This is a genomic window from Oryzomonas japonica (assembly GCF_008802365.1).
Taxonomy (GTDB): Bacteria; Desulfobacterota; Desulfuromonadia; order Geobacterales; family Pseudopelobacteraceae; genus Oryzomonas; species Oryzomonas japonica.
Map to the genome: position 1 here is coordinate 123508 of NZ_VZQZ01000001.1, position 26745 is coordinate 150252.

Below are 26745 nucleotides of genomic sequence, written 5' to 3' on the forward strand. Positions count from 1 at the left end.
TAATGGACGAACGAATCAAAAAAACCGCCGTCAACGCCGCCGTCATCATCGTGCTCACCCTGCTGTTGTTCCTCGCCGGGACCTGGTGGCGGCTGGAGGCCCAGTTCCAGGCGGGCGAAGCGGCCTTCACCAAGGGCGATTTCACCGGGGCGCTGGCAGGATACGAGTCGGCCATCCATATGTATATACCCTCCCATCCGACCATTGAAAAGGCGGCCCAAAAACTCTGGTTCCTGGGAGAAATCGCGGAACGGCAGGGGGACGTCAACCGTGCCCTGATCGCCTACCGTGCCCTGCGGAGCGCCTTCTACGCCGATCGCTGGCTGGTGCAGCCCGGCACGGAGTGGATCGGGCGCTGCGATCAAAAAATCGCCATGCTGGTGCCGTTACAGCGGGAGCGGTAACTTCGCTCAAGATCCATTCTCGGTGCGCCCCGTAGCCAGAGGGTGTACCGAACCATCGGCCCGTTGCGGCAGAAAGAAACGTCTATGGATACTCCAATATCAAATAGCGCCCTTCAGATCATCCCCCTCGGGGGGCTGGGCGAGATCGGCCTGAACATGATGGCCTACCAGCACGGCGACGATATCATCATCGCCGACTGCGGCCTCATGTTTCCCGAGCCGGAGATGCTCGGCATCGACTACGTCATCCCCGACATCGCCTGGCTGCGGGAGCGCAGCGACCAGGTGCGCGCCATCTGCCTGACCCACGGTCACGAGGACCACATCGGCGCCCTCCCCTTCGTGCTGCAAGAGTTGAACGTGCCGGTGTACGGCACGGCCCTGACCCTCGGCTTCGTCAACGAAAAGCTCAAGGAGTACAAGCTGGACGGGGTGGTGGAACTGATCACGGTCAAGCCCCGGGACACGGTCGAACTGGGGTGCTTCCGGGTGGAATTCCTGCGGGTGGCCCATTCCGTCGTGGACGGTTGTGCCCTGGCCATCACGAGCCCGGAAGGCGTGGTGATCCACACCGGCGACTTCAAGATCGACCAGACCCCGGTGGACGGGCAGCTGACCGACCTGGCCCGGCTTTCCGCCTACGGCGACCAGGGGGTGCTGGCCCTGCTTTCCGATTCCACCAATGTGGAGCGGGAGGGGTACACCATTTCCGAGAAGTACGTGGGCGAGGCCTTTGCCGATATCTTTCCCAAGTGCCAGGGGCGTATCATCGTGGCGGCTTTTTCCAGCAACATCCACCGCGTGCAGCAGGTGGCCGACGTGGCCATCGCCTGCGGCCGCAAGGTCCTGCTGAACGGCCGCTCCATGATCGCCAACGTGCGCATCGCCCGCGAACTCGGCTACCTGAACATCCCCGACGACATGCTCCTTGACGTGCGCGAACTCCCCTATCTGCCGCCCGAGCAGGTCTGCATGGTCACCACCGGCAGCCAGGGCGAGCCCATGTCGGCCCTGACCCGCATCGCCCTGGACGACCACAAGCAGATCAAGCTGGAGCGGGGCGACACGGTCATCCTCTCCTCCCGTTTCATACCGGGCAACGAACGGACCATCTCGGAGTTGATCAATCATCTCTACCGCCGCGGGGCCGAGGTCTTCCACGAAAAGGTCTCCGAGGTCCACGTCTCGGGCCACGCCAGCCAGGAAGAGCTCAAGCTGATGATGAACGTCGTCCGGCCGCGTTTCTTCCTGCCGGTGCATGGCGAATACCGCCACCTGGTCAAGCATATTCAGCTCGCCCAGAAGGTCGGCATCCCCGAGGAACGCTGCATCCTGGCCGTCAACGGCGACGTGGTCTCCTTTTACGCCGATACGGCGGCGATCACCGAAAAGGTGGAGTCGGGGCGGGTCTTCGTGGACGGCAAGGGGGTCGGCGACGTGGGGAGCGTGGTGCTCAAGGATCGCAAACACCTCTCCGAGGACGGCATGGTCGTGGTGATCATCGGCCTCAACCAGTCCAGCGGCGTCCTGATCCATGGGCCGGATATCGTATCCCGTGGGTTCGTGTTCGAGGACGAGAGCCAGGAGTACCTGGAAACCGCCCGCGGCATCGTGGTCGATGCGCTGGACGAGTTGAACGACGAGATGCGCCGGGATTCGGAGGCGGTGAAGACCGCCGTGCGCCAGGCGTTGCGGCGCTTCTTCAAGAAGACCATCGAGCGGAGGCCGGTGATCCTGCCGGTGATCATGGAGATGTAGCGGGAACTGCCTTCACACATTCGCAACCAAAGTAAGGGCCTACAGAGTTGATCTGTAGGCCCTTTTTGTTATTGGTCCGAACAACATTTTTTGTATCAAAGTGATACAAACGGCGGTGCCTGAACAGGTTTTAGGCGCCGTTTTTCATTTGAAAACAGCTGGATAGGCGATTGCCTCGTTTGTGTTAAATTTTTTAACATGCTGAAATTGCGTTGAAATGTGTGTTTTGGTGGAGTAGAAGGGGTATTGGTAAAAATGGATGGGAAATTATTGACTCAATGACTACACCATGGGGGGAAAATGCTCACAAAGCTGGTGCTGGCACTCATCATCCTGTCGCTTGGGTTCTCGCTCGCCGGAGCCGAGATGTACAAATGGGTGGATGAAAACGGTGTGGTGACCTTCAAGGACACGCCTCCCCCCGCATCCAAGAAGCGCAGGAAGGTAAAGGTCTATAGCGACAGCGACTTCGCTCCCGCTCCCCTCACTCAACCACAACCCCAGCCCGCAAAGCACAACACCACGAAGAGCGCCTTGGCGCCGACACCGCCCGCACCCCCCAAGAAGGAGAACTTCTCCGGTACGGTGGAACTCTACGTCACGGACTGGTGCGGCTACTGCAAAAAGGCCCAGGCTTACCTGAAGGGCCGGGGCATACCCTACGTTGCCTATGACATCGAAAAGGACGGCACCGCCCATAAACGTTACAAGGAACTGGGTGGCCGAGGCGTGCCGCTGATCATCATCGGCTCGAACAAGATGAACGGTTTTTCCCAGGAGTCCCTGGAGTATTATCTGAACAACGGCAGGTAATGATCGGCGGCGAATTACGGGGCCAGTATATTAAATTGAGAGTTAAGTATGCTGTCCCCGGAATTCCCCGGATGAAATCAATTTTTGAAAATTTTTGGGAAATTTTAATACGATTGCTCGCGAGGAACGACCTTGAAAAAACAAGAACTAATTAATTTAGCGTGGGCAATAGTATTTATTTTAGCAGGAATACTTATGATTTCCCTCAATGAGGGCGGTGGTGCATATAGTTACAAACAGCATATGCATGTACTATATCCTTCATCGTCAATAAAAGAAATATTTGGAACTTCTTGTATTTTGTTGGGAATATTCTTTTGTTTTTTAATTTATCGAGGGCATCAAAACCAAAAAGGGGCAAATAAGGTGACAGGCACCAAATTATGATATATGAGGATAGATGCCAAGAGCAGCCAGAGCGATAGCCGATACCTGCTTTTTCATCACCTCATCAAAAGAGTAATTGGTGTCTGTCACCTTTTGCCCTCCCGCCGGTGCGCCCCCGCGCCGTTGAATCAAGTAAAAAAGGAAAATGTATGTTCGTCATTTTCATGGTGTCCGCTGTCATATGGAACATTTCACTTATCCTGATTGGGGCGAGGCTTGATACGTGCCACAAAGAAGTAATTGGTGAACTGGGAATAGACGGAAGGTTGTTCTGCGGGTTCTCGATAAAACAATTCGTGAGATTGAATAAATTTATTTGCAAACGAGAATACACCCAGTTGAAAGACAGGACATTGACGGTCTTCATTGGAGTCTATGTCCTTACTTTTCTGATCGGAATATTGACTTGGCTTAGTTTCGCATTCAACTTGATTAGAACATGAAGATTCAACCGCGCAGCGGCAGTTGGTCGCTTCGCGCCGCTGCGCCACGCTACCGTTGGGCGATGAAGGAAATAAATTATGCTTCGATTGAGCATTTTTTTAAAAAGTCAGCGAAGAGAAATTGAAAAGCTGAAAAGCACAGAAATTGTTTGTTTAAGCGGTTTTGGCCAGCGGCTAATCGTGTTTTGGTCAGGCAAAGGACTCCAAGAAGAGATTGATTCAGGAAAATACCCAACCATTCAGAATTTCGATAGCTACCACACTGCTGACATTGCATTTCTTTACAGAGGAAAAAAGCAAGGCAGATTCTTGAACAGAACGAAAGAAAACTTATTGGAACTCGGAAAGGCTTGGAGAGAACGCCTTAACATAGAATTTCCCGGCGTTGAAGTGACTATCGTTGTTCATTTTGACCAAGGACTCTGGTTTCTGGACACCTATAATCACAAGATTGACATTCCAGACGGTATTTACCTGTAAATAGAAGGGAAGCGCCCAACCACTCGGCGGCAGTAGAACCTCGCCGCCGCTGCGCCTCACCACCGTTACAACGACAGTTCCTCTACCCATTGCCCAGATTGGTCCGCGCTGGGGAGCCAGTACGGATGCGAACGAGAGACCCCCCCCCTTGACACCCCGTCACCACCCGCGCTAAACTCAACTGTGTAAAATATTTACTCAAGTCGGGCCGCCGACCAGCACAGGATGCGCCGCTCCGCAGAGCGCATTCCACCCCGTCTCAGGAGTGCATATGCCCATCGATACAAGACTGGACGCCCTGCGCGTCAAGATCGCCACCTACGGCAAGGAGAACCAGGGGGAACTGCTGTACGCCCTCTCCGAGGGGGCCCGCCTGCTGTCGGGGAGCGAGCGGGTGCGGATCTACCTGGAAGACCTGACGCGGGGGGCGCTCTCCTGCGTCTATGCCACCGGCGACCAGGCGGCGACCATCCGGGATGTGCATTTCCCGATCATCTCCACCGAAACCGTGGTCTCCAGCGTCTTCGTCAGCCAGTATCCCGTGGATTTCAGGAGCGCCGTTGCCCCGCCCCTCTCGGCCGACCGCCTCTTTGCCGAGACCTTCGCCTTCCGCGCCGCCTGGATCATGCCGGTGGTGAGCCTGGGCAAATCCATCGGCGTGCTCTGCGTCGACAGCGAGACCGGCGGGGAGATCCTGAATGCCCAGGACAAGTCCCTCCTGGCCGATTTTGCCGGTTTCGCGGCCGACCGGCTGGATCAGGCCCGTATCTACCACCAGCAGGTGCAGTTGGCCCGCCGCCTGGAGGAGTTCAAGGCCCGTGAGGCGGCGGGCATGATGGTGCAGTCGGCGGTGCGGCTGATCGAGAAGCTCTCCCTGGCGTCGGTGCTCGTGCCGGGGCAGCAGCCGGGAGCAACGGTGGGCGAACTGGAGATCCTGGCCAGCTATTCGGAGGACGCCCAACTCAAGGCGCTCTACGACCAGCAGGGCGCCATCGATCTGCACAAAGGCAAGTCACTGATCTCCCTGTATGTGAACGATCAGGCGGTGATCGACGACGAGCGTCTGCTCAAGCCGATCTTCATCGCCGACCTGACCCAGCACCGGCTGCAAAAGCGGGAGCTGACCGAGTCCATGGCCCTGCGTTCGCTGTACGTGGTGCCGCGCTTCGAGCCCAAGAGCCGCCGCATCATCTGCCTGGTCAACTACTTTTCCCACGACCTGTACCGTTTCAGCGATTTCGAGATGGGGCTGTTGCAGACCCACGCCGAGATGGTGGAACGGGTCATCAGCGAGGTGGGGGGCGAGCATCTGGAGATCCGGGTCCTGTCCGAGATCACCGACCTGTTGAACGAGAGCACCGAGAGCCTCCAGCCGTTTTTGACCAAGGTGCTCTCCAAGGCCACCGAGCTGATCGGCGCGGATACCGGCAGCATCGCCGTGGTCAGCGAGCGGGACGGGGTCAAGTGGCTGGTGGTGGAGGACGAGGCCGGGAACATCATCGGCGCCAAGAACAAGGAATGGCTCAAGAGGTATATCCCGCCGTTTCTGATCGGCGGCCCGGAGCTGCCGTCCGAGGAGCGCAGCCTCACCGGCTACGTGGCCTTCACCAAGCAGCCCAAGATCATAGCAAAGGTCGAGGAGGAACAGCAGGCCGGCGGCTTCCACCGTTCCATGAGCGATCTCCTGAAGAGCGAGATCGCCGTGCCGGTCATCTGCGACGACGAGGTGATCGCGGTGATCTGCCTCAATTCCCTGTACTACGACCATTTTCGCGAAGAACACCGCCGCATCCTGCAAATCATCGGCTCCCTGACCGCCCGGCACATCTCGGACCTGCAACGCATCGAACGCCTCCAGGGGGAGGTAAACCGGCTGACCAGCGACGTGGCGTACAAGGACCCGCACGTCTCCTCCTACCGCCTGGGCAACATGATTGGCAACAGCTCCGCGTCCCAGGCCGTGGTGGAGTTCATCAGCACCGTCTCGCCGCCGCTCTTCAACCGGATCGTCTTTTGGAACCGCAACATCCTCCAGGAGGCCACCATCGGGCTCCCGTCGATCCTGGTGACCGGCCCCACCGGTTCGGGCAAGGAGTTCTTCTTCAACAACCTCTACAACAACCTGAACGGCCTCTACCGCCAGCAGATCAATCCGGGGGGCGAGTTGCCGGTCAAGAAGACCAACATCGCCGCCTATGCCGGCGACCTGACCTATTCCGAGCTGTTCGGCCACAAGAAGGGGGCCTTTACCGGCGCCTACACCGACCGGCGCGGCATCCTGGAGGAGACCATCGGCGGCATCGTCTTTTTGGACGAGATCGGCGACGCCGACCCCAAGACCCAGGTGCAGTTGCTCCGCTTTCTGGACAACGGCGGCTTCGTGCGCCTGGGGGAGAACACGGAACGCTACAGCCGGGTGCTCGTGGTGGCCGCCACCAACAAGAACCTGCAGGAGGAGATCGCCGCCGGTCGCTTCCGCGAGGACCTGTACCACCGCCTGGCCGAGCTCTCCATCCGCCTCCCTTCCCTCAACGAGCGGCGCGAGGATATCCCCGACCTGTCGGTGCACTTTCTGGGCAAGCTGTACCGCACCTACCGGGGCGAAAGCGAACCCTCGGACAAGCCCCCCGTCCTCACCAAGGGGGCCAAGGAAATCCTCACACGGCACACCTACAAGGGAAACATCCGCGAACTGCGCAGCATCCTGCTCAGGACGCTCTTTTTCCGGCGCACGAACGTCATCTCCGGCGACGCCATCGCCCAGGCCATTGCCGGCATGGGGGAGGGGGAGCACAGCGCCCGGCCGCTCCCGCCGGCCCGCGATCTGGACGAGCGGCTGGCGGACGACATCCTGGAACGGATCGCCGCAGGGGGCGATTTCTGGGGCGAGGTCTACGAGCCGTTTACCCGCAGCGACATCCCGCGGGAGACGGTGCGGCTGGTGATCGAGAAGGCGCGCGCCACGGCGGGCAAGACCCTGCCGGCCGTGGCGCGCCACCTCAAGGCGGTGGGTGGGGGGGCAGCGGAGGAGGAGCGGCTGCGGCTGTACAAGTTCAAGAATTTTCTCTACAAGACGGTGAAGCTCGGCTGAGGAGAAATCTTCGGAATGGAACGAACGAAGGCCGGGCGCAACTGCTGCCCGGCCTTCGCTGTTATGGGTGATGTATTACGCCGTTACCACGTCTGAACGCCCGGTCCGCTGTGGCATCCGCTGACGGCCAGGCTGCCGTGGGTGCAGGTGGCGCCGGTGCCGCGCGGCGTCTTCGGCACGATGCCGGCGGCGGTATTGACCACATTCGTCTGGCTGGTGCCGCTGGTCATGGTCTTGTTGGGGCCGTGGTTCACCCCGGCGCCGGAACCGGCGGCAACGGTGCCCGCGGCGATGGTGCCGGTGAACCTGCCGGTGGTGTCCACATTGGGGTGGCAGTAGCCGCAGCTCGACCCCTGATGGCTCGGATGGCGGGCATTCGTGTTGGTGCCGCGGATGTTGGGCCAGGTGGTGCCGGTCGGGGCGGCCAGCGTGCCGGTGCCGCCGGTACCGTGGCACGATTTGCAGTTGCCCAGGCCGTTGCCGGTGCCCAGTGGATCGGCCAGGGTGTGGCACGACATGCAGTCCGGCGGTACGCCTGTGGCGGCCGGATAGGGGGAGGCGGCCGTGCCGGTGCTGTGGCAGCCGCCGTTGGTCGCCAGACAGGAGGCCGCCGCAACGGCGTTATGGGTCAGGTAGGGGACGGTGTGGGCTCCAGTGGCATCGATGACGCCGTTGATGTGCTTGGTGGCGTCGGTGAAACCGGTGCCGCTGCTGTTGACGTGGGGATGACAGTTGATGCACTGGGCCGGCGTAATACCGGCAGCATGGGAACTAGGCGGATAGCCGTGGCATTTGATGCAATCGCTGGCTGCGCTTCCGGTCAGGAAGGGTGTGGTCCACGACGGCGAGAGGATGGCGGACGCCGGTTTGTCCAGGGTATTGCCGTGACAGTAGGTGGCGGCGCAGGTCTGGGTCGCGGCCGTGTAGGTCGGCGCCAGGCCGCCGGTGAAGGCCAGGCTGCCGAAGACGACCGGGTTGGCCTGGACCGAACTGGTGCGCGCCCGGGCCCGGTTGAGATGGTCGAGGGTCCCCAGCCCCAGGCCGTTATGACACTGGTCGCAGACGGCGGTCTGGGTAGTGTTTTCGGTGACGTTCAGAACGGCATGGGAGGCATGCACCCCGGCGATGTTGGGATAGCTCGTCCCGGCCGGCGGTTTGGCATGGCAGGAGGTGCAGCCGGTGGATGTGACCGTCGGGCTGGTCAGGTGGCAGTTCTGGCATCCCGGCGGTTTCGAACCGGCGGCATTCGCGGCCACTTGGTGGCAGCCCAGGCAATAGGTAAAGTTGCTGCGGGCCGTGGCGTTGTGGTTGGGATAGGGTACGCTGTGGGGCGCTACGCCGGGTCCGTTGGCGTGACAGGTTCCGGTTTGGGTGAGACTGTTGGTGAAGGTCGTGCTGAAACAACTAGGCGCTGCGGCGAGCGGTGCGGTGCGTCCCTGGGTGACGTCATGGCACAACGAACAGGCATTAGCGATGTTGCCGGCCGTGCGGTGGGAGTAGATAACCGTTTCTCCCGGATTGGTGGTGCTCCCCTGCCAGGCCGTCGGGTGGGCCTTGGCAAAGGTATGGCAACTGGAGCAGGCAATGGTCGTGACGCCGCCGGCCAGGGCCAGGCCATCGAACGAGGTCGTCCCTTTGGCGCCATGACAGGTTTGGCAGACGGTCAGGTTCTGCTTGGCCAGGCTCCCGTGGACCGACGGGTCCACCGCAGGCGGGGCAAAGGGTATCTGGTGAAAGTGGCAGAGGGTGTTGTTGTAGCAGCTGGCGGTCCCGCTGGCCGGGTTGGGGGGAACGACGGTGGAATTGGCGCCGGCCGTGTGGCAGGCCGCGCAGATGGCCGCATTCCCCGGATCGGTGGTGGTGTGGGTCGATGCCCCGGCCACCGTGGACGACCAGGGCTTGGCCGGGTGGGGCGACGATACGAACAGGCCGTGGCAGCCGAGGGTATTGGTGCAGGACGGTTCCGCACCGTTGTTGAAGGTGGTGCCGTGGCAGGGCTGGCACGAGGAAAATCCGGTGGTCGCGCCGGGGGCCGCCTTGGCCGCGGCGCCATGCTGGGCAGCGGCGCTCCAGCCCGCCGGGTGCCCTTCCGTGCCGTGGCAGAGGGTATTGTTGAAGCAGCCGGTGATGCCGACGGCGTCGCCGGCCCGCGGCACACGGGTGGAATTGGCGCCGTTCGTGTGGCATACGGCGCATTGTCCGGCATTGCTGGTGTCGGTGGTGGTGTGGGTCACCCCGCCGGTGGTGGACCGCCACGGTCTGGCCGGGTGGGGGGCAGCTACGTTGGCCCCGTGGCAGCCTGTGGTCTTCAGGCAGGTCTGCTGGGCGGTGCCGCCGTTATAGTCCGTTCCGTGGCACGCCACGCAACTGGCGAAGGAACTGACCGGACTGTACTGGCCGTTGACGGTGATGCCGCCTGCCGCGGCCTTGGCCGCCGCACCGTGGAAGCCGGCAGAGGTCCAACTGGCAAAGGCATGCCCCTCGACGCCGTGGCAGAGGGTGTTGTTGAAACAGTTGGGCGCGGTCCCCGCCGGTGGGGTGGCGGAGGGCTTACGGGATGAATTGGCGCCGGCCGTGTGGCAGACTGCGCAGGCCGCAGCGTTGGACGGGTCGGCAGAGGTGTGGGTGCGGCCGCCGATGCGCGACAGCCAGGGTTTGGGCGAATGGGCCGCCATGATCCCGGTACCGTGGCAACCGGCGGTATTCAGACAGGATTTCTTGGCGATGCCGCCGGAGAAGTCGGCACCATGGCACACCTGGCAGCGGGCCAGGCCGTTCATGCCGCTCAAGGCCGCCTTGGCTGCGGCCCCGTGGACGTCGGGCGCGGCCCATCCGGCCGGATGCCCCGACGGTCCGTTGGCATGGCAGCTCATGCCGCTGCGCGAGGCGGTGAAGCAACTCACGCCGCTGATGCCCCCCTTCAGGTCCTTGCCGTGACATTCATAGCAGGAGCTGGGCACGCTGAGAAAGGCCGTCGGATGGCTTCCGCCGGTGTTGGCGACCGCCCACCCGGCGGGATGCTTGCCGGTGCGCGGATCGATGTTGGATGCCTTGTCGTTGCCCTTGGAACAGGCGAAGAGCGTCACGGCAACGAGTGCAAACAGGGCCGGCTTAAACAGGCATTTCATAGATTGAACCTCCGTCAGCGGTGGCAGGCCACGCAGCGTTCGTTGTTGGCCCGTCCGTGGCAGCGGTAGCAACTGGCCGGGTCGAGCTTGCCTTCGATCTTGTGGAGTGTCAGGAAATCGCCGCGGTGGGGCATCTCCCGGTCGGGCCGATAGCCGAATTTGTAGGAGGGCTTCATCTCCACCTTGTTGGTGTGGCAATCGTTGCAGAAGGAACTCTTATGGCAGACGGCGCAGAGGCGGTCGTCCGAAGCGGCGTAAAAACGGTGGTTCTTGACGAAGGCCGGGGTATGGCTGAAGGCGGTGAGGGCCTTCAGGGTCCCCCTAGCCTGGTCGTCATGACACTCCGAACAGTCCGTCTGTTGCCCCACGGCCAACGCCTCGGGGTGCGATGCGGGCAGGCTGGGGAGTTCCTGCATCTGGGCGCAGGCCGCCAGGAGCGTGATCAGTCCGGCCAGGAACGCCGCGGGAAGCATCCGGTGCGCGATTCTCATTTTTTCCCCCTCTTGCTGTCAAAGGTCGTAGTGTAGGTCAGGCGGACGAGCCCCTTGATTTCTTCGGTAAACTGGGGATTGCGGCCGTAGCTCACATCACCGGAAAGGGCCAGGGCCGGTGTGATGTGATACCCCAGGGAGGCGGTCCCCTCCCAGGCGCTCTTCTCGTTGTAGACCTTGTCCTTGAAGATGTAATCGATGCCGTCCAGGGCGGCGAAGTACGTCGCGGAGTCATGCAGGGCAAAGGCGTGCAGTTCGTGATAGGAGGCGCTGGGGGTGGTGCCGATGGCAAAGCCGGAGCCGGCGCGGAGATAGTGGTAGCCGATCCCGGTTCGGACGGTGTTGTTCAGGAAGCCGAAGCGGCCGTTTATGCCGTAGCGGTCGGCATTGCCCAGTTCGCGGGTATAATGCTTGTAATCGGCGGCCAACTCCACATTTTTGGCAATGTCATAGGAGGCGCTCCCCCCCAGGGAGCGGGATTTGTCGGCGGGGTTGAGTGCGGCGCCGGAGAACATGGCCCATGAGTTGAGGTAGCCCCGGTCCCGGTACTCGTTGAATTCCCCGGTGACGACCAGATTGCGGAGAGGCTTCAGGTTGAGCAGATAGCTGTGCTCGGCCAGGGTCCTGGTCTCGGTGTTATAGCTGCTGTGCCCCATGATCTCCACCATGCGGTGGGGAGTCAGCCAGATGTCGCCCCCCAGCAGGCGGTGGGTGGCATTGGCGTAATTGATCAGCTTGGGGGCGTTGTCCTCGTAGACGGCTGAAGCCCCCAGCTCCAGGAACCCTTTGTAGCGATAGGTGGCCCGGCCGCCGATGATCGAATCCCCCTTGCCGTCGCTCTTCTCCCCGTACAGGTGCTTGGTATGTACGGTGGCCCCGCCGAAGGCCGACAGGCCGAAGCCCAGGGGTAGGTCGGTGCGGGCGCTGATGCCGTCCACCTGCTCATTGGCGATCCCCTCGTGCACGAAGAGGCGACCGAGGCGGACTGTGGCATTGGCCTCCTTGAAGCGGTACTGGAGATACCCGTAGGTGAAGCTCCCATCGACCTTGTCGTTGTTGTAGCTCTTGTCGGCCAGGTCGGCGCGCCCCCAGCCGGAAAAATGCAGGGAGAGGTTGCCGTCGGCCAGCTTTTCCACATCCAGGCCCAGGAACTGGGTGGCAGGCATGAAGTCCTGTTTGGACGCCCCCGAAATGTCGCGCTGTTCAAACCGGAAGATGGTGGTGGAATCGACGGCGGTTTCGGCCGCAGAAGCGGTAGCGGGGAGGGCCAGGAGGGAAACGGCAGATAGCAGGCGGCAAAGGGCTTTTTTCATGGAGATGCTCCCATGCTGGAGATAAGAACGCCGTTAAATTAATAGGTTAAATCTATACCATACATTTTTGAAATAGCAAATAAAAAGGATATTTACAATCTTATTTGTCTGATATAGGGCGAGGAAAAAGCCGGACTTTATGGTCCGGCTTTTTGTGGAAGGAAGGGAGGGGAGGCTGGATCAGACGGTTTCCTTGAGGCGCTTCTGTTTCATATTCAGCCTGTTGAGCGCATGAACGTAGGCCTTGGCCGAGGCCTCGATGATATCGGTGGAGGAACCCTTACCCACCACGATATTGTTCCCCTCGGCCACGCGGACGGTGACCTCGCCCTGGGCGTCGGTGCCGCTGGTGATGGCGCCCACGTTGTATTGCACCAGCTTGGCCTTGGTCTTGGTCAGTTTCTTGATGGCCTTGAGGGTGGCATCGACCGGGCCGTCGCCCAGTTCGGCGGTGCGCACCGGCTCGCCGTCGATCTCCAGCTGCACCGTGGCGGTGGCCACGGCAAAGGAACCGCAGGTGACGGTGATGTGCCCCAGCCGGTACTTCACGACCTCGCGGGACTCTTCCATCACGATGGCGTCCAGGTCTTCGTCGAAGACCTCCTTCTTCAGGTCCGCCAAGGCCTTGAAGCGTTCAAAGGCCCGGTTGAGCTTGTCGTCGTCCAGCTCGTGGCCCAACTGCTCCAGGCGTTGCTTGAAGGCGTGGCGGCCGGAGTGTTTGCCCAGCACCAGGGCGCTGGCGGAAAGCCCAACCGATTCCGGCGTCATGATCTCGTAGGTGGACTTGTCCATCATCATGCCGTGCTGGTGGATGCCCGCCTCGTGGGCAAAGGCGTTGGCCCCCACGATCGCCTTGTTGGGCTGGACCCCGATGCCGGTGATGTTGGTGAGGAGCCGGCTGGCCGGGGTGAGCTGTTCGGTCGCCACGTTGGTGGTAAAGGGGAGGATGTCGTGACGCGTGCGCAGCGCCATGATGAATTCCTCCAGGGAACAGTTGCCGGCCCGTTCGCCGATGCCGTTGATGGTGCATTCCACCTGGCGGGCGCCCGCCTGCACGGCGGCGATGGAGTTGGCCACGGACAGCCCCAGGTCGTTGTGGCAGTGGACCGAGATGATGGCGCGGTCGATGTTCCGCACATGCTCCTTCAGGTAGGTGATGATGTTGAAGTACTCGAAGGGAATGGTGTAGCCGACCGTATCCGGGATGTTGACCGTGGTGGCGCCGGCGTCGATGACCGCCTCCACCACCTCGGCCAGAAACGGCAGCCGCGTCCGGGTGGCGTCCTCGCAGGAAAACTCCACGTTGGGGGTATAGGAAGCGGCCCGCTTGACCGCCTTGATGGCCGCCGCCAGCACCTTGGCCGGCTCCATCTTCAGCTTGTACTGCATGTGGATGTCGGAGGTGGCGATAAAGGTGTGGATGCGCCCCTTGTCCCCGGCAAACTTCAGCGCCTCCCAGGCGCGGTCGATATCCTTGTCGCCGGCGCGGCACAGACCGGCGATCTGGGGTCCCTTGATCTGCTGGGCCACCAGCTTGACCGCCTCGAAATCGCCTTCGGAAGCAATGGGGAAGCCGGCCTCGATCACGTCCACGTTCATCTTCTGGAGCTGTTTTGCCACCCGCAGTTTTTCTTCGATATTCATGCTGTTGCCGGGGGCCTGTTCGCCGTCCCGCAGCGTGGTGTCAAAAACCCTGATGAGTTGCCGGTCGTCCTGCTTCTGTTTTTTCGTCGGTGCCTTTGCCATGTCTCGCTACGCTCCTTTCCTGGTTGTACACGAACGCCGTTCGTTCGTCGAAAGCCCTGGGGCAAGTATATCCCGTTTTCGGCCTTTCGCTCTGCCGGGGGTAGAATTCCGGCGTCGTGGTATGGTGATCAAAAATAAAAAAAGCCTCCGCCCCAAACAGGGGCGAAGGCTTTATAAGCACATTCGCGGTACCACCCTTTTCACCCGACACGATGATCTGTATCAGGCCTCGATTCACCCTTCACGCGGGAGGACGGCTTCGGCTAGCCAGAGGTTCACCGAAACGGCTCTGAGGCGAGTTCATCGATCACGCTTACCGGTTCGCACCAACCACCGGCTCTCTGGGAAGCCTGAAACGACTACTACTCCTCTTCGTTGCCTTTTGAATATGGGCCATCATAAGAGCAACAAAATGGCAAAGTCAAGATGTTTTATTTTTGGCGGGGTGGATTTGATAATGCCAAACAAAATGTTTAAGACTGGTGGGTTGGCACTACCTCAATCTGCCGCAGCGGGGTGACAACCCCGAAGACGGCACATGCATGTCCCGATTTCAGCCCATGAAAAGGTGCAAGCGTTGAGCGCTTGATGGTGAAAAAGCAATTTGCTATCATAAAGCATGGAGGTTACTGCCATGCGTAAATTAATCTCTGGAATGAAAATTACAGTTGATGGGAAGTTCGAGGGGCCTCAGGGCTATGCGGAGTGGGTAGAGGCGTGGTCGGATGACTACGGCGTGATGCCTGAGGTAGATGCGTGCTTGCTGGGGGGAGGTATGTACCCCGGCTACGAGCAGTATTGGACCGGGATACAGAATGAGCCGGACAAGCCCGCATGGATCACCGGCAACCCGCCGACACCTGCTGAGCTTGAATGGGCACGCTTCATTGCACAGACCCCGCATTATGTACTATCGCGCACCCTGACTTCGGCGCTCTGGCCAAACACGAGCTTCATCCGGGGACTGGAGGAAATCGCTGCCCTCAAGCAACAGTCCGGCAAGGCAATTTATCTCATTGGGGGTGCTCGAACAACGGCGAGCCTTATCGATGCCGGACTCGTGGATGAACTCCGGCTTATTATGTATCCGCTGATCGCCGGTGAGGGGAAGGGGCTCTTTGCGACAACGGAACGTTGTCGTGGGCTTGAACTTCGGAAGGTTCAGCAACTTCAAGGTGGGCGCGTGAGCCTGATCTACGGAATCGACTAACCGAAGAGGCCAGATTCAGCCGCTGCGTCGGGAATTCCCCGGAATTGCTTCGGCTTGCACAGCAAAGCCCCTCTGAATCGGAGGGGCTTTGTTTGTTTGGAGAATCCGGTTGTGTGGTGAAGGGGTTGGGGAAGCCAGAGGAAAGGCGGGTCAGGTGGTGCCGGTAGCCTGGCTGGTTTTCGGGAGAGGAGATGGTCGGGAATGTTTTTAAATGTCGAACCCGACCCCAGGCGGTCCCCCTGGACCGTGACGCCTGGAAACACTCCCCGCAAAGCGTTCACTCCTCCCCACCTCCGCTTCCGGTACACTTCGTTTGACAACAACCCTCCCAATGATATCTAATATAAATAAACCCGAATAACAACGGAGAAAGCCAATGAAAAGTTTATCCAGCAGGGCGATTATTACTTTTTTTGCGGCGTTCCTTCTCACGGCATGCGTAGTAGCCCCCGGACCGCCGCGCACCGGCGTGGAAGTAGAAATTGCGCCCCCGTTGCCGGCGATTATTGAATTGGGTGTAGACCCGTATTACTACAGTAACGGCTATTACTATTACTATAACCGTGATCGCTGGCAGTACTCGAGGTCAAGAGGCGGGGGGTGGAGGGATCTGCCGAGGACGCACTGGCCGAGAGAGATCAGACACCGGGAGAGGGAGTAACAGAGCGCCTGCTCCATCCGCCTCCTGACCTACTGTTGACTTCTGGCCAAAGACGCCATTTTTGTGGTGCCCACTATGCAAGTGCCCGTATTGTTGGCATTGATAGCTTCCCTGGGATTCATAGCCGGATGCACACCCCTGCCCAAAACGTCCGACGTCATGGATAAGGTCAAATCCGACGGCAAACCCCCGCGAATAGTTCCCATTCATGGCGTGTTGTCCCCAAAACAGAGCAGCGCCATCATGGAGCGCCTGAAATCCGTGTCCGGTCCGACGGAGGTACTGGAGCGCCAGGTCGCAGTAAACGAAGAGGTGAGCGGCAGCCACCTCATCAAGGGGAACAGGGTGCGGCTCCTGGTTGACGGGCCTGCCACGTTCGCCGCCATGTTCAAGGCAATAGGGAGCGCCCGGCATACGGTAAACATGGAAACGTTCATGTTTGAGGATGACGAAGCGGGGCGCAAGCTGGCGGACCTGTTCATCCGGAAGCGGGCGGAAGGGGTCCGGGTAAACCTCATCTACGACAGCGTAGGCAGCGTGGAAACTCCCGCTTCATTCTTCCAGCGGTTGCGCGACAAAGGGGTCAACGTTGTCGAATTCAACCCCATAAATCCGCTGAAGGCATCCAAGAAATATCGGCTGACCTTGCGGGATCACCGCAAGATCCTGGTGGTGGACGGCACGACCGCCATAACCGGCGGCGTCAATATCAGCCAGGTCTATTCGAGCAAGTTTTTCGGGGAAGAAGAGAAAACGCCAAAAATACCCTGGCGCGATACGGACATTTTGATCGAAGGTCCGGCCGTTGCCGAATTCCAGAAGATTTTTCTCCATGCCTGGGCAGCGCAGAAGGGGCCGGCCCTGAATGAAAAAGAGTACTTCCCGGAACAGAAGGAACACGGCGCCAACCTGGTGCAGGTCATAAAGAGCAGGCCCGGCGAAGCAGGCAGAACCACCTACGTCATGTATGTGTCCGCAGTCGCTTTTGCCGAGAAATCGGTTCATCTGACGACCCCGTATTTCGTACCCGAGGGGCAGATGATAAAAACTCTCCGCGATGCCGCGAAAAGCGGCGTGGACGTCAAGATCATCCTGCCGAAAAAAAGCGATCAGAACTTGGCCCTCTATGCCGGAAGGTATTATTACGACGAACTGCTGGAGTCCGGCGTCAAACTTTATGAACGGCGCAACGCCATCCTGCACGCAAAGACCGCGGTTATAGACGGCGTCTGGGCAACCGTCGGGTCTACCAACCTGGACTTTTTGAGCTTTGCGAAAAACTTCGAGATAAATACGGTCATTCTCAGTGGCGATTTCGCCACGGAAATGGAGAACATGTTCGCCAGGGATCTCGCCGAATCCGACCGGATCAAAGAGGAGGAATGGGAGAAAAGGCCATGGGCCTCAAGGATGCGGGAGTGGTTTTCACATCTCTTCTCTCATATGCTGTAGGTGGCGGTCTTGTCCGCTAGCGCTGGGATTGCAGGGTAAAAGAGGAGGGGGAAAAGGGTGGAGTTATTAATGGTTCAGGGGGATTCCCTGTTTTGCTGAGAATGTGGGCCTGGCCCTGACAGTCGAACCTGACCCCGAGCGCCCCCACTATATTATTTCAAATCGGCAAGAGGGTCCTCCCCTGTCTGCCAACTCGCAAGGTATTTCTCGAAAAGGTGGAAGTCCTCACCCTTGTGTTCCGTGAGGGTGACATACATATTCGTAACCGGGATATTGAACGACCTATTGATGAGTTCCATGAATCCCAGGGTAAGGGCCCTGCGTTTCTCCATGGTCCGCCCTTCGCGGATATCCGCATTCACCACGGCAACGCCCTTTTCAGGCTCCTTGACCCGCCCGATGGACAGATTGTAGGTGCCGAATTCACGGATGGAAATGCTGATATGGTCGGTTCCCGTATCCATGACCTGCGAGAAAAGCGTGCGGACCTGCTCGGCGAAAGCAGCTTTTTGAGCGTCCGTCAGACTCCTGTTAAATTCGAATTGTAAATGTGGCATACGACCTCCATAAAATCAGTGAGTGGGTGTCAGGCCCACACAGTATTCAGATCCGGACGATTCACGGCATAAGAAAATCTACTGCGCGTCAGAGAATAGTCAAGTTGCCTTGTTCGTGTCTTCCGTGCTTTTCGTGGACCAACAAGGTTTTAAGGCTGGCTACCACCCCCGGCCCCTCCTGAACCAGGAGGGGAGAAAAGCGTCGCCCAAAGCTTCCCCCTCCTAGTTTAGGAGGGGGGCAGGGGGTGGTAGATCTAAACAAAAACGCCCTGCCGGGTTCATCCTTCCCGGCAGGGCGTCATTACGAATGCATGGGTGGTTCACTCCCCCAGGTAGGCTTTCCTCACTTCGGGGTTGCGTGCCAGCTCCCCGGCGTCGCCGGACAGGACCACTTCGCCGGTTTCCAGCACATAGGCGCGGTGGGCGATGGACAGGGCCATGGAGGCGTTCTGCTCCACCAGCATGATGGTGGTGCCGGATTTGTTGATCTCCACCACGATCTCGAAGATCTTCTCCACCAGCATGGGGGCCAGCCCCATGGAGGGCTCGTCCAGGAGCAGCAGGCGCGGGTTGGACATGAGCGCCCGGCCCATGGCCAGCATCTGCTGTTCGCCGCCGGAGAGGGTGCGGGCCGGTTGCTTGCGGCGCTCGGCCAAGCGCGGAAACAGGGTGAAGGCCCGCTCGATCCCCTGGGCCACCTCCTGCTTGCTGGAGAGGATGAAACCGCCCATCTCCAGGTTTTCCTGCACGCTCATGCGGGCGAAGACCCGGCGTCCCTCGGGGACCTGGCAAATCCCCTTGCGCACAATCAGGTGCGGGGCCATGCGGGTGATCTCCGTGCCTTCAAAGGCGATGACGCCGCCCATGGAGGGGACGATGCCGGAGATGGTGTTGAGTATGGTGGTCTTGCCGGCGCCGTTGGCGCCGATGAGGGCGACGATCTCCCCCTGTTCCACGCGGCAGGAGACGTCGTGCAGGGCGCGGATGGCACCGTAGTTGACGGAAAGGTTCTCGACCGACAGCATCAGTTCGTGGCTCCTTTCCCCAGGTAGGCCTCGATGACGGCCGGGTTGGCCCGGACCTCCTCGGGCTTGCCGTCGGCGATCTTGACGCCGTAGTCCAGGACCGCGATGCGGTCCGAGAGCCCCATGACGAATTTCATGTCGTGCTCCACCAGAAAGACGGTCACCCCGGAGGCGCGGATGTTGCGCACCATCGTCAGGAGGGTCTGCTTCTCCTGAGGGTTCATGCCGGCAGCCGGCTCGTCAAGCAGGATGAGGGCCGGTTCGATGGCCAGGGCCCGGGCGATCTCCAGACGGCGCTGTTCGCCGTAGGGGAGGTTGCAGGCCTGCTCGTAGGCCTTGTGGGCTAGGTCCACCTGGGAGAGGCAGTGGATGGCCAGTTCCAGGAGCCGCCCCTCTTCCCGGCGCACCGGGGGGAGCAGTTTGAGCAGCGCACCGGTCAGGTTCCAGCTTCCCCTGGTATGGGCGCCGATCAGGACGTTTTCCAGGACGGTGAGTTCGTTGAACAGACGGATATTCTGAAAGGTGCGGCCGATTCCCCCGCCTGCGATGACGTGGGGTTGCAGTCCGGCGATGCTTTTGCCCTTGAAGCTGATGCCCCCTTCCGTGGGGGGGTAGATGCCGGTGATGAGGTTGAAGATGGTGCTCTTGCCGGCGCCGTTGGGGCCGATAAGGGCCATGATCTCCCCCTCTTCCACATCCAGGTTGACGCCGTTCACGGCCACCAGGCCACCGAAACGGATGGTGGCGTTATCGAGTTTGAGCAGCGCCGTCACTGTTTTTCCTCCAAGTTACGCAGTGCGCCGCGCGGCCTCACCCCCAGCTTGCGCAGCACCAGGTCGGTGAAGTTGATGCCCCCCAGGAGCCCGTTGGGGCGGAAGACCATCAAAAAGACCATGAGGGCGCCATAGACCATCATGCGGTACTGGGACATGAACCGCAGGAATTCGGGCGCCGCGGAAAGGATGGAAGCGCCGAAGACCGCGCCCGGGATGCTCCCCAGGCCGCCCAGGACGATCATGCTGAGCATGTCCACGGACTTGAGAAAGCCGAAGTCGGACGGGTTGATGTATCCCAGGAAGTGGGCGTAGAGGCAGCCGCCGGTCCCGGCCATGAAGGCGCTGACCGCAAAGGCCTGGACCTTGTAGCGGGCTATGTTGATGCCCATGGATTCCGCCGCGATCTCGTCGTCCCGGATCGCCTTGAGGGCCCGGCCGAAGCGGGAATTCTGGATGAAGGTCGAGGCGATGATGGTCAAAATGGCGACGATCAGTACGATCACCGGCATGGGCAATGCGGTTTGCGGGGGGGGGACGGTCAGGCCCAGGGCCTTGTTGGTGATCTCCAGGTTGAGGAAGACCACCTTGACGATCTCGGCGAAGCCCAGGGTGCAGATGGCCAGGTAGTCGCCGGTCAGCCGCAGGATCGGCCAGCCGATGAGGGCGGCCACGGCGGCGGTGAAGAGGCCGCTCAGGATGAGGGTGAGGTAGAACGGGGTGCCGGTCTTGAGGGTCAGGAGCGCGCCCGCGAAGGCCCCGACGCTCATGAAGGCGGCATGCCCCAGGGACAGTTGGCCGGTGAGGCCGGTGATGATGTTGAGACCCAGCGCCAGGATGATCCCGATGCCGATGTTGACCAGGATCTGCAGAAAATAGGGGTCGATGGAATTGACAAAGCCTTGCAGCATGTTCAGACCTTCTTCAGGATCTTGCGGCCCAGGAGGCCGGTGGGCCGGACCAGCAGCACCAATACGAGAATGGCGAAGGCGATGGCGTCGCGGTAGGAGGAGTAGCCGATGGCCACCCCGAATACCTCGGTCACGCCCAGGAGGAGGCCGCCCAGCATGGCCCCCGGTATGGAACCGATACCTCCCAGGACGGCGGCGGCAAAGGCTTTCAGGCCGGCCATCAGGCCCATGTTGAAGGAAACGGCGTTAAAAAGCATCCCCACCAGCACGCCGCCGGCGGCGGCCAGGGCCGAACCGAGGGCAAAGGTGAAGGATATGACGAAGTTGACGTTGACCCCCATGAGGGCCGCGGTGTTGTAGTCTTCGGAGGTGGCCCGCATGGCCTTGCCGACCTTGGTCTTCTGAACGATGAACTCCAGGCTGATCATCAGCACCGCCGACACGCCGATGATCAGGAGTTGCAGGGTCGAAATGTCCGCGTCTCCGATGCTGATCTGCTGCGAGGGAAATGCCTGATCGGGGAACCCCTTGGCGTTGGCGCCGAAGACCATCAGGGCCAGGGAGGAGAGGAAGGTGGAGACGCCGATGGCGGAGATGAACGCCGAGAGCCGGGACGACTTGCGCAGGGGGCGGTAGGCGATGAATTCGATGACGACCCCCATGATCATGCAGAAGATCATGGCGCAGGCCATGGCCAGGAAGATATTGAGCTTGAAGACGCCCACCATGAGGAGGCCGACGAACGCCCCGGCCATGAAGATCTCGCCGTGGGCGAAATTGATCAGGGCGATGATGCCGTACACCATGGTGTAGCCCAGGGCGATCAGGGCGTAGGTGGAGCCCAGGGCAATGCCGTTGATGAGTTGTTGCAGGAACATGCAGGATATCCCGTGATTATGCGTAAAAGTGTATGAAAACAGGTGCCTTTTACAAAGAAAAAAAGCATTGTTTTTTATCATGGTAAACAGCACGCCTGCAAGCGAATTGTGCGATCTGGTGCATTTTGTTTAATTTAAAGGGAAAATTGTGTGATATACACTCGAATACTCTCTTCGGCAGGATCACCTCTCTCCATCGGAAAAGGACAGCATGCATACAAGCGAACGTCAGACCATGCGCGGGTACTGCGCCCTGGCCGCGGCGGCCTCCATCTGGGGCGGCATGTACGTGGTCAGCAAATATACCCTCGATTTCATCCCCCCCTTCACCCTGCTCTGGCTGCGGTACGTCACCGCCTTTATCACGCTCTACCCGCTGGCCGCGCGCCAAAAGACCGCCCCACTGACCCGCAGCGACCACCGCGCCTTCATCGCCGTGGGCTTTGTGGGCTACTTCGTCTCGGTCGGCCTCCAGTTCATCGGGACGCGCCTCTCCTCGGCCCACAACGGGGCGATCCTCACCTCCGCCAGCCCGGTCTTTATCCTGCTCTTTGCCCGGCTCATGCTGGGGGAGCGCCTGATCCCCCGCAAGCTGTTCTCGGTGCTGCTGGCGAGCATCGGGGTCATCATCGTTGTGGGGTGGGACACTACCGCCACCGGCAGCCGGGTACTAGCCGGCAATCTGGCCCTGATCGGCGCCGCCGTCACCTGGGCGCTCCTGTCGGTCCTGGCCCGGAAATTCTCGGCCAGCCTGTCCCCTCTGGTCATCACCACCGGGGCCATTTTCTGGGCCACTTTGATGACGACCCCGGCCATGGTCATCGAATGGCGCTTCCTGCCGGTCAGCGGGTTGGGTAATCCCGTGCTCTGGGGGGCGGTGCTCTACCTGGGGGTTGTTTCCACCGCAGGGGCCTTCTATCTCTGGAACAAGGGGATGAGTCTGGTGGAGGCCGGCTCCGGTTCGGTCTTCTTCTTTCTGCAGCCGGTGGTGGGGGCGCTCCTGGGATGGCTGGTGCTGGGGGAACATCTGTCGCTGTCGTTCTTTGTCGGAGGCGGGGTGATTCTGTTGGCGGTGCTGATCGTTTCCTATCGCCGGGCTTGACCCCTCTTCGGCGCTTTCAACGCACTGCGGGGGAAACGGCAGACCGTTTCCCCCGCAAGCGAGTCATGGTTAGCAAGCTTACACCTGCACCACTTCCTTGACGCCGGGGACCTGCTCCTTCACGGCCCGCTCGATGCCCATCTTGAGGGTCATGGTGGACATGGGGCAACTGCCGCAGGCACCCTTCAGACGAACCTTGACGACGCCATCGTCGGTCACCTCCACCAGTTCCACATCGCCGCCATCGGCCTGCAGGCCGGGCCGCACCATTTCAAGTACCTTTTCGACTTCTGCTTTCATCGCTGTTCTCCTTTTTGGTATGTGTAATGACACAAAGTCGTGAAAACCGAGTCACCAGGGAGGCAGGATGGAGGGGTCTTCATTCTGCACATCCCTGTAAAACTGTTTATCAGCCCTGTGTTCCCCTGCTCAAGTGGTATCAACGCAACGGCAACCCCGGTTCGGTCAGGTGTTCCGGCTTCATGACCGCTTCCAGTTCCGTTTCCGGCATCAGGCCGCGTTCCAGCACGATCTGCCGGATGGACTTGCCGGTCGCCACCGATTCCTTGGCCACGTCCGCCGCCGCATTGTAACCGATGTACGGCGCCAGCACCGTCACCAGCCCCAGCGACTCCTCCAGATAGCGGCGGCAGCGTTCCGCGTTGGCCTGTATTCCCAGTATGCACGATTCGGTGAATTTGCGCACGCCGTTTGTGAGCAGTTCCATGGCGAACAGCACATTGTAGGCGATCAGCGGCATCATCACGTTCAACTCCAACTGTCCGGCCTGGGCCGCCAACATGACCGCCTGGTCGCACCCGATCACCTGGAAGCAGACCATATTGATCATCTCGGCCATGGAGGGGTTGATCTTCCCCGGCATGATCGAGGAACCGGGCTGGACCGCCGGCAGACGGATCTCGTCCAGGCCGGTGCGCGGCCCGGAGGCGAGGAGGCGCAGGTCGTTGGCGATGCGGCCGACGGCGACCGCCGTCCCCCGCAGGGCCGCGGAGAGGGCCAGGAAGGGTTCCATGTTCTGCATGGCCTCGAACAGGTTGCCGCTGGCAATGACCGGAAAACCGGTTGCAGCGGCCAACTCCTCCACCATGCGTTTGCGATAGTCCGGTTCGGCGTTCAGGCCGGTACCCACGGCGGTACCGCCGATACCCAGTTCCAAGAGCGCCGGGAGGCATCCCTCCAACCCCTCGCGGCTCCGGCGCACGGCCTCGGCATAGGCGCCGAACTCCTGGCCCAGGCGGATCGGTACCGCATCCTGCAGGTGGGTGCGCCCCGATTTGAGGATCGGGTCAAACTCCCTTGCCTTGTCGGCCAGGCCCTTCTCCAAACCCTCCAGGACCTCCAGCAGCGGATCGAGCATTCTGAGCGAAGCCAGGCGGATGGCGGTGGGGATCACATCGTTGGTGGACTGGGCCATGTTGACGTGGTCGTTGGGGTGCAGGGTGGAGAAGTCTCCCCGCTGCCGGCCCAGAAGCTCCAGGGCCCGGTTGGCCAAGACCTCGTTGATGTTCATGTTGTGGGAGGTGCCGGCCCCCGCCTGGAAGGGATCGACCACGAACTGCGCGTCGAATTTGCCGGCCAACGCCTCGTCGGCTGCCGCCACGATGGCAGCGCCGATCTCGGCAGGGAGCCTGCCGCCGGCCATATTGACCTTCGCCGCAGCCTTCTTGATGGCCACCGTGGCCCACACAAAGGCGGGATGGGGCTTCAGGCCGGAGATGGGGAAGTTGCGTACCGCCCGTGCCGTCTGGGCGCCGTAATACGCCTCGGCGGGGATTTCCATCTCGCCGAGGGTATCTTTTTCCTTGCGTGTGGTCATAGGTGCACCCCCTTTCACGATCTCATCATCTCCTGCCTATTCTACCACGCCGGAGACAGGGGAGCGCATGATAACTTCCCATGAAGTCGCTTGCGGCCATGCCTGGGAATGGTTCAGGCGATCACGATCCTGGCAAACCTGCGCTTGCCGATCTGGACGATGTACTCACCAGTGCTGGCCAGCTCCAGGTTGGTGTCGCTGACCTTTTCGCCGTTCAGCTTGACCCCTCCCTGGTCGATGGAACGCCTCCCCTCGCCGTTGGACTTGGTCAGGCCGGCCTCGGTCATGGCACGGGCCAGGAGCACCGGGCCGTCGGCCAGGGGGTAGCCGACCTGGGGCATCTCGTCCGGGATCTCGTTCTCCTTGAAACGTTTGACGAAATTCGCCTCCGCGGCCTCGCCGGCCCCGGAACCGTGGAAACGGGAGACGATCTCGCGTCCCAGGGCCTTCTTGGCCGCCATGGGGTGGACGGAATGATCCTTCAGCCCGGCCTTCAGTCGTTCCAGTTCGGCCAGCGGCATGTCGGAGAGCAGTTCGTAGTAGCGCAGCATCAGGTCGTCGGAGATGGACATGACCTTGCCGAAGATCTCGTCGGGGGCCTCGCTGATGCCGATGTAGTTGCCCAGGGACTTGGACATCTTGTTGACCCCGTCCAGCCCTTCCAGGAGCGGCATGGTCAGGATGCACTGGGGCGGCTGGTCCCACTCCCGCTGCAGTTCGCGCCCCATGAGCAGGTTGAACTTCTGGTCGGTGCCGCCCAGCTCCACGTCCGAGTGGAGCGCCACCGAATCGTACCCTTGGATCAGGGGGTAGAGGAACTCGTGGATGCTGATCGGCTGCTGGCTGGTGAAGCGCTTGTTGAAGTCGTCCCGCTCCAGCATGCGGGCTACGGTATACTTGGAGGCCAGGCCGATCATGCCGCCGGCGTCCAGTTTGTTGAGCCACTCGGAGTTGAAGACCACCTTGGTCCTGGCGGGGTCGAGGATCTTGAAGACCTGCTCCTTGTAGGTTTCGGCGTTCCTGAGCACATCCTCCCGGGTCAGAACCTTGCGGGTTACGGATTTGCCGGTGGGGTCGCCGATCATGCCGGTGAAGTCGCCGATGAGGAAGTTGACCTCGTGCCCCAGTTGCTGGAACTGGCGCAGCTTCTGGATCAACACGGTATGGCCCAAATGGAGGTCCGGGGCGGTCGGGTCGAAGCCTGCCTTGATCTTCAGGGGAACCCCGGTTTTGAAGGACTTCTCCAGCTTTTCTTCCAGTTCCTTTTCAACAAGGATTTCCACGGCGCCGCGCTTGATGACGGCCATCTGCTCTGCTACGGACATATCTCTGACTCCCGGTATGGATAGAATTCTAGAATCTTTAGAATCTGCCACAGAGACACAGAGACACGGAGGAACATAGAGAAAAAACAAAAGAAATAAAATGAGGTAAAAGCCCTGAGTTCGTGATCTTAATGCTTTTCTCTGTGTCTCCGTGTCTCTGTGGCGGATTTTTTGTTTGTATCAGTAGTACTCGGGCCGGCGATCATTGAAGCAGGGTATCTGGGCTCGCCAGTCCGCCATGGCCTGCATGTCCAGGTCGGCTACTATTTCACCCTCACCGTCGCCCGCCTCGGCCAGCACCTCACCCTTGGGATCAATGACCATGCTCATGCCGAAGAGCTCCAACTTGCCGATGGGGCCGCAGGCGTTGCAGGCCACCACGAAGAGCTGGTTTTCGATGGCCCGGGCGCGGAGCAGCGTGCGCCAGTGTTCCTCCCGGGGGCGGGGCCACTGGGCCGGCACGCAGATCATCTGCGCCCCTTCCACAGCCAGCCGGCGGGAAAGCTCGGGGAACCGCAGGTCGTAGCAGACAATCACGCCGACCTTGCCTACGGAGGTCTCGGCCAACAGCCAGCGGTTGCCGCCGGAAAAGGCGCGATCCTCCCCCAAAAGGGAGAAGAGATGGATCTTGCGGTAGACCCCGGCCAGGGTGCCGTTGTCGGCCAGGAACACGGTGTTGAACACCTTGTCCCCGTTGGGTTCGGGCATGCTGCCCACGATCACCAGTTTCAGCTCCCGCGACAGGGCCAACAACTCCTCCACGATCCCGGCGGTACGCTGGGCCAGTTCGTTGAGGCTCTTGTAGGCAAAGCCGCTGGACCACATCTCCGGCAGCACGGCCAGGTTGACACCCTGTGCGGCGGCGCGCTTCAGGGCCTCCCGGACATGGGCCAGGTTGGCGTCCACGTCCCCCTGCCTGACGTTGAACTGGATAGCGGCTGCCCGTAGCGAACTCATTGG

The 26745-nt window shown here is 60.6% G+C and carries 22 protein-coding genes and 1 other annotated feature; of the genes, 9 read left to right on the forward strand and 13 right to left on the reverse strand.

Going from position 1 to position 26745, the window contains the following annotated elements; all coding sequences use genetic code 11:
- Positions 1-2: 2 nt before the first annotated feature.
- The 6 genes from F6V25_RS00610 to F6V25_RS00635 all read left to right on the forward strand — a co-directional run bounded on the left by F6V25_RS00610 (position 3) and on the right by F6V25_RS00635 (position 7376).
- Positions 3-404, forward strand: a complete 402-nt coding sequence (locus F6V25_RS00610; protein WP_151126214.1) for a tetratricopeptide repeat protein — start codon at positions 3-5, stop codon at positions 402-404.
- Positions 405-488: 84 nt separating this feature from the next.
- Positions 489-2162, forward strand: coding sequence for a ribonuclease J (locus tag F6V25_RS00615; protein ID WP_151126215.1), 1674 nt, complete (start codon positions 489-491; stop codon positions 2160-2162).
- Positions 2163-2462: 300 nt separating this feature from the next.
- Positions 2463-2975 (forward strand): glutaredoxin domain-containing protein, encoded by a 513-nt coding sequence (locus tag F6V25_RS00620; protein WP_151126217.1) that lies wholly within the window; start codon positions 2463-2465, stop codon positions 2973-2975.
- Positions 2976-3107: 132 nt separating this feature from the next.
- On the forward strand, positions 3108-3362 hold the full coding sequence (locus F6V25_RS00625; protein WP_151126219.1) for a hypothetical protein: 255 nt from the start codon (positions 3108-3110) through the stop codon (positions 3360-3362).
- 521 nt (positions 3363-3883) lie between these two features.
- The gene (locus F6V25_RS00630; RefSeq protein ID WP_151126221.1) at positions 3884-4285 is read left to right on the forward strand and encodes a hypothetical protein; all 402 of its coding nucleotides are present in this window, start codon (positions 3884-3886) and stop codon (positions 4283-4285) included.
- Positions 4286-4556: 271 nt separating this feature from the next.
- Complete coding sequence (locus tag F6V25_RS00635) at positions 4557-7376, forward strand: GPMC system transcriptional regulator (RefSeq protein ID WP_151126223.1); 2820 nt, start codon at positions 4557-4559, stop codon at positions 7374-7376.
- 83 nt (positions 7377-7459) lie between these two features.
- On the opposite strand, the gene F6V25_RS17345 is transcribed toward F6V25_RS00635, so the two are convergent.
- The 4 genes from F6V25_RS17345 to F6V25_RS00655 all read right to left on the reverse strand — a co-directional run bounded on the left by F6V25_RS17345 (position 7460) and on the right by F6V25_RS00655 (position 14054).
- A complete protein-coding gene (locus F6V25_RS17345) occupies positions 7460-10504 on the reverse strand; it encodes a CxxxxCH/CxxCH domain c-type cytochrome (RefSeq protein WP_151126225.1) in 3045 nt (1014 codons plus the stop codon).
- 14 nt (positions 10505-10518) lie between these two features.
- Positions 10519-10995, reverse strand: a complete 477-nt coding sequence (locus F6V25_RS00645) for a cytochrome C (RefSeq protein WP_151126227.1) — start codon at positions 10993-10995, stop codon at positions 10519-10521.
- Entirely contained in the window at positions 10992-12308 is a 1317-nt protein-coding gene (locus F6V25_RS00650) for a hypothetical protein (protein WP_151126229.1), read from the reverse strand. The genes F6V25_RS00645 and F6V25_RS00650 overlap by 4 nt, the downstream gene beginning before the upstream one ends.
- Positions 12309-12488: 180 nt before the next feature.
- Positions 12489-14054, reverse strand: coding sequence for a 2-isopropylmalate synthase (locus tag F6V25_RS00655; RefSeq protein WP_151126230.1), 1566 nt, complete (start codon positions 14052-14054; stop codon positions 12489-12491).
- A gap of 155 nt (positions 14055-14209) precedes the next feature.
- Positions 14210-14439: a binding site (T-box leader), on the reverse strand.
- A 249-nt stretch (positions 14440-14688) separates the two neighbouring features.
- Between F6V25_RS00655 and F6V25_RS00660 the strand changes: the two genes are divergently transcribed.
- Both F6V25_RS00660 and cls read left to right on the forward strand, forming a co-directional pair.
- Complete coding sequence (locus F6V25_RS00660) at positions 14689-15264, forward strand: dihydrofolate reductase family protein (RefSeq protein WP_151126232.1); 576 nt, start codon at positions 14689-14691, stop codon at positions 15262-15264.
- Between the two features lie 820 nt (positions 15265-16084).
- Positions 16085-17377: a cardiolipin synthase gene (gene cls / locus F6V25_RS00665; protein WP_246166919.1), complete on the forward strand. Its 1293-nt coding sequence runs from the start codon at positions 16085-16087 to the stop codon at positions 17375-17377.
- A gap of 152 nt (positions 17378-17529) precedes the next feature.
- On the opposite strand, the gene F6V25_RS00670 is transcribed toward cls, so the two are convergent.
- From F6V25_RS00670 to F6V25_RS00690, 5 genes are all read right to left on the reverse strand, one after another.
- Positions 17530-17934 (reverse strand): tautomerase family protein, encoded by a 405-nt coding sequence (locus tag F6V25_RS00670; RefSeq protein ID WP_151126236.1) that lies wholly within the window; start codon positions 17932-17934, stop codon positions 17530-17532.
- A 320-nt stretch (positions 17935-18254) separates the two neighbouring features.
- Positions 18255-18959, reverse strand: a complete 705-nt coding sequence (locus tag F6V25_RS00675; protein ID WP_151126238.1) for an ABC transporter ATP-binding protein — start codon at positions 18957-18959, stop codon at positions 18255-18257.
- A complete protein-coding gene (locus tag F6V25_RS00680) occupies positions 18959-19732 on the reverse strand; it encodes an ABC transporter ATP-binding protein (RefSeq protein ID WP_151126240.1) in 774 nt (257 codons plus the stop codon). Before F6V25_RS00680 ends, F6V25_RS00675 begins: the two co-directional genes overlap by 1 nt.
- Positions 19729-20643 carry a branched-chain amino acid ABC transporter permease gene (locus F6V25_RS00685; protein ID WP_151126242.1) on the reverse strand — a complete coding sequence of 305 codons (915 nt, stop codon included), beginning with the start codon at positions 20641-20643 and terminating at the stop codon, positions 19729-19731. Before F6V25_RS00685 ends, F6V25_RS00680 begins: the two co-directional genes overlap by 4 nt.
- Positions 20644-20645: 2 nt before the next feature.
- The gene (locus tag F6V25_RS00690) at positions 20646-21521 is read right to left on the reverse strand and encodes a branched-chain amino acid ABC transporter permease (protein ID WP_151126245.1); all 876 of its coding nucleotides are present in this window, start codon (positions 21519-21521) and stop codon (positions 20646-20648) included.
- Between the two features lie 211 nt (positions 21522-21732).
- On the opposite strand from F6V25_RS00690, the gene F6V25_RS00695 reads away from it, so the two are divergent.
- Positions 21733-22623, forward strand: coding sequence for a DMT family transporter (locus F6V25_RS00695; protein WP_151126248.1), 891 nt, complete (start codon positions 21733-21735; stop codon positions 22621-22623).
- A 78-nt stretch (positions 22624-22701) separates the two neighbouring features.
- Here F6V25_RS00695 and F6V25_RS00700 read toward each other — a convergent pair whose 3' ends face one another.
- The 4 genes from F6V25_RS00700 to F6V25_RS00715 form a co-directional block, all read right to left on the reverse strand.
- Positions 22702-22923 (reverse strand): NifU family protein, encoded by a 222-nt coding sequence (locus tag F6V25_RS00700; RefSeq protein WP_149308409.1) that lies wholly within the window; start codon positions 22921-22923, stop codon positions 22702-22704.
- A 139-nt stretch (positions 22924-23062) separates the two neighbouring features.
- On the reverse strand, positions 23063-24460 hold the full coding sequence (locus F6V25_RS00705; protein ID WP_151126251.1) for an aspartate ammonia-lyase: 1398 nt from the start codon (positions 24458-24460) through the stop codon (positions 23063-23065).
- Between the two features lie 113 nt (positions 24461-24573).
- A complete protein-coding gene (gene tyrS, locus F6V25_RS00710) occupies positions 24574-25785 on the reverse strand; it encodes a tyrosine--tRNA ligase (RefSeq protein WP_151126253.1) in 1212 nt (403 codons plus the stop codon).
- Positions 25786-25965: 180 nt separating this feature from the next.
- Positions 25966-26742 carry a carbon-nitrogen family hydrolase gene (locus F6V25_RS00715; RefSeq protein WP_151126255.1) on the reverse strand — a complete coding sequence of 259 codons (777 nt, stop codon included), beginning with the start codon at positions 26740-26742 and terminating at the stop codon, positions 25966-25968.
- Positions 26743-26745 lie beyond the last annotated feature (3 nt).

Bases quoted from the DNA above. Each gene is read 5' to 3' on its own strand.
- F6V25_RS00610 (WP_151126214.1), top strand. From the start codon at position 3: ATGGACGAACGAATCAAAAAAACCGCCGTCAACGCCGCCGTCATCATC.
- F6V25_RS00615 (WP_151126215.1), top strand. From the start codon at position 489: ATGGATACTCCAATATCAAATAGCGCCCTTCAGATCATCCCCCTCGGG.
- F6V25_RS00620 (WP_151126217.1), top strand. From the start codon at position 2,463: ATGCTCACAAAGCTGGTGCTGGCACTCATCATCCTGTCGCTTGGGTTC.
- F6V25_RS00630 (WP_151126221.1), top strand. From the start codon at position 3,884: ATGCTTCGATTGAGCATTTTTTTAAAAAGTCAGCGAAGAGAAATTGAA.
- F6V25_RS00635 (WP_151126223.1), top strand. From the start codon at position 4,557: ATGCCCATCGATACAAGACTGGACGCCCTGCGCGTCAAGATCGCCACC.
- F6V25_RS17345 (WP_151126225.1), bottom strand. From the start codon at position 10,504: ATGAAATGCCTGTTTAAGCCGGCCCTGTTTGCACTCGTTGCCGTGACG.
- F6V25_RS00645 (WP_151126227.1), bottom strand. From the start codon at position 10,995: ATGAGAATCGCGCACCGGATGCTTCCCGCGGCGTTCCTGGCCGGACTG.
- F6V25_RS00650 (WP_151126229.1), bottom strand. From the start codon at position 12,308: ATGAAAAAAGCCCTTTGCCGCCTGCTATCTGCCGTTTCCCTCCTGGCC.
- F6V25_RS00655 (WP_151126230.1), bottom strand. From the start codon at position 14,054: ATGGCAAAGGCACCGACGAAAAAACAGAAGCAGGACGACCGGCAACTC.
- F6V25_RS00660 (WP_151126232.1), top strand. From the start codon at position 14,689: ATGCGTAAATTAATCTCTGGAATGAAAATTACAGTTGATGGGAAGTTC.
- cls (WP_246166919.1), top strand. From the start codon at position 16,085: ATGGATAAGGTCAAATCCGACGGCAAACCCCCGCGAATAGTTCCCATT.
- F6V25_RS00670 (WP_151126236.1), bottom strand. From the start codon at position 17,934: ATGCCACATTTACAATTCGAATTTAACAGGAGTCTGACGGACGCTCAA.
- F6V25_RS00675 (WP_151126238.1), bottom strand. From the start codon at position 18,959: ATGCTGTCGGTCGAGAACCTTTCCGTCAACTACGGTGCCATCCGCGCC.
- F6V25_RS00685 (WP_151126242.1), bottom strand. From the start codon at position 20,643: ATGCTGCAAGGCTTTGTCAATTCCATCGACCCCTATTTTCTGCAGATC.
- F6V25_RS00690 (WP_151126245.1), bottom strand. From the start codon at position 21,521: ATGTTCCTGCAACAACTCATCAACGGCATTGCCCTGGGCTCCACCTAC.
- F6V25_RS00695 (WP_151126248.1), top strand. From the start codon at position 21,733: ATGCATACAAGCGAACGTCAGACCATGCGCGGGTACTGCGCCCTGGCC.
- F6V25_RS00700 (WP_149308409.1), bottom strand. From the start codon at position 22,923: ATGAAAGCAGAAGTCGAAAAGGTACTTGAAATGGTGCGGCCCGGCCTG.
- F6V25_RS00705 (WP_151126251.1), bottom strand. From the start codon at position 24,460: ATGACCACACGCAAGGAAAAAGATACCCTCGGCGAGATGGAAATCCCC.
- tyrS (WP_151126253.1), bottom strand. From the start codon at position 25,785: ATGTCCGTAGCAGAGCAGATGGCCGTCATCAAGCGCGGCGCCGTGGAA.
- F6V25_RS00715 (WP_151126255.1), bottom strand. From the start codon at position 26,742: ATGAGTTCGCTACGGGCAGCCGCTATCCAGTTCAACGTCAGGCAGGGG.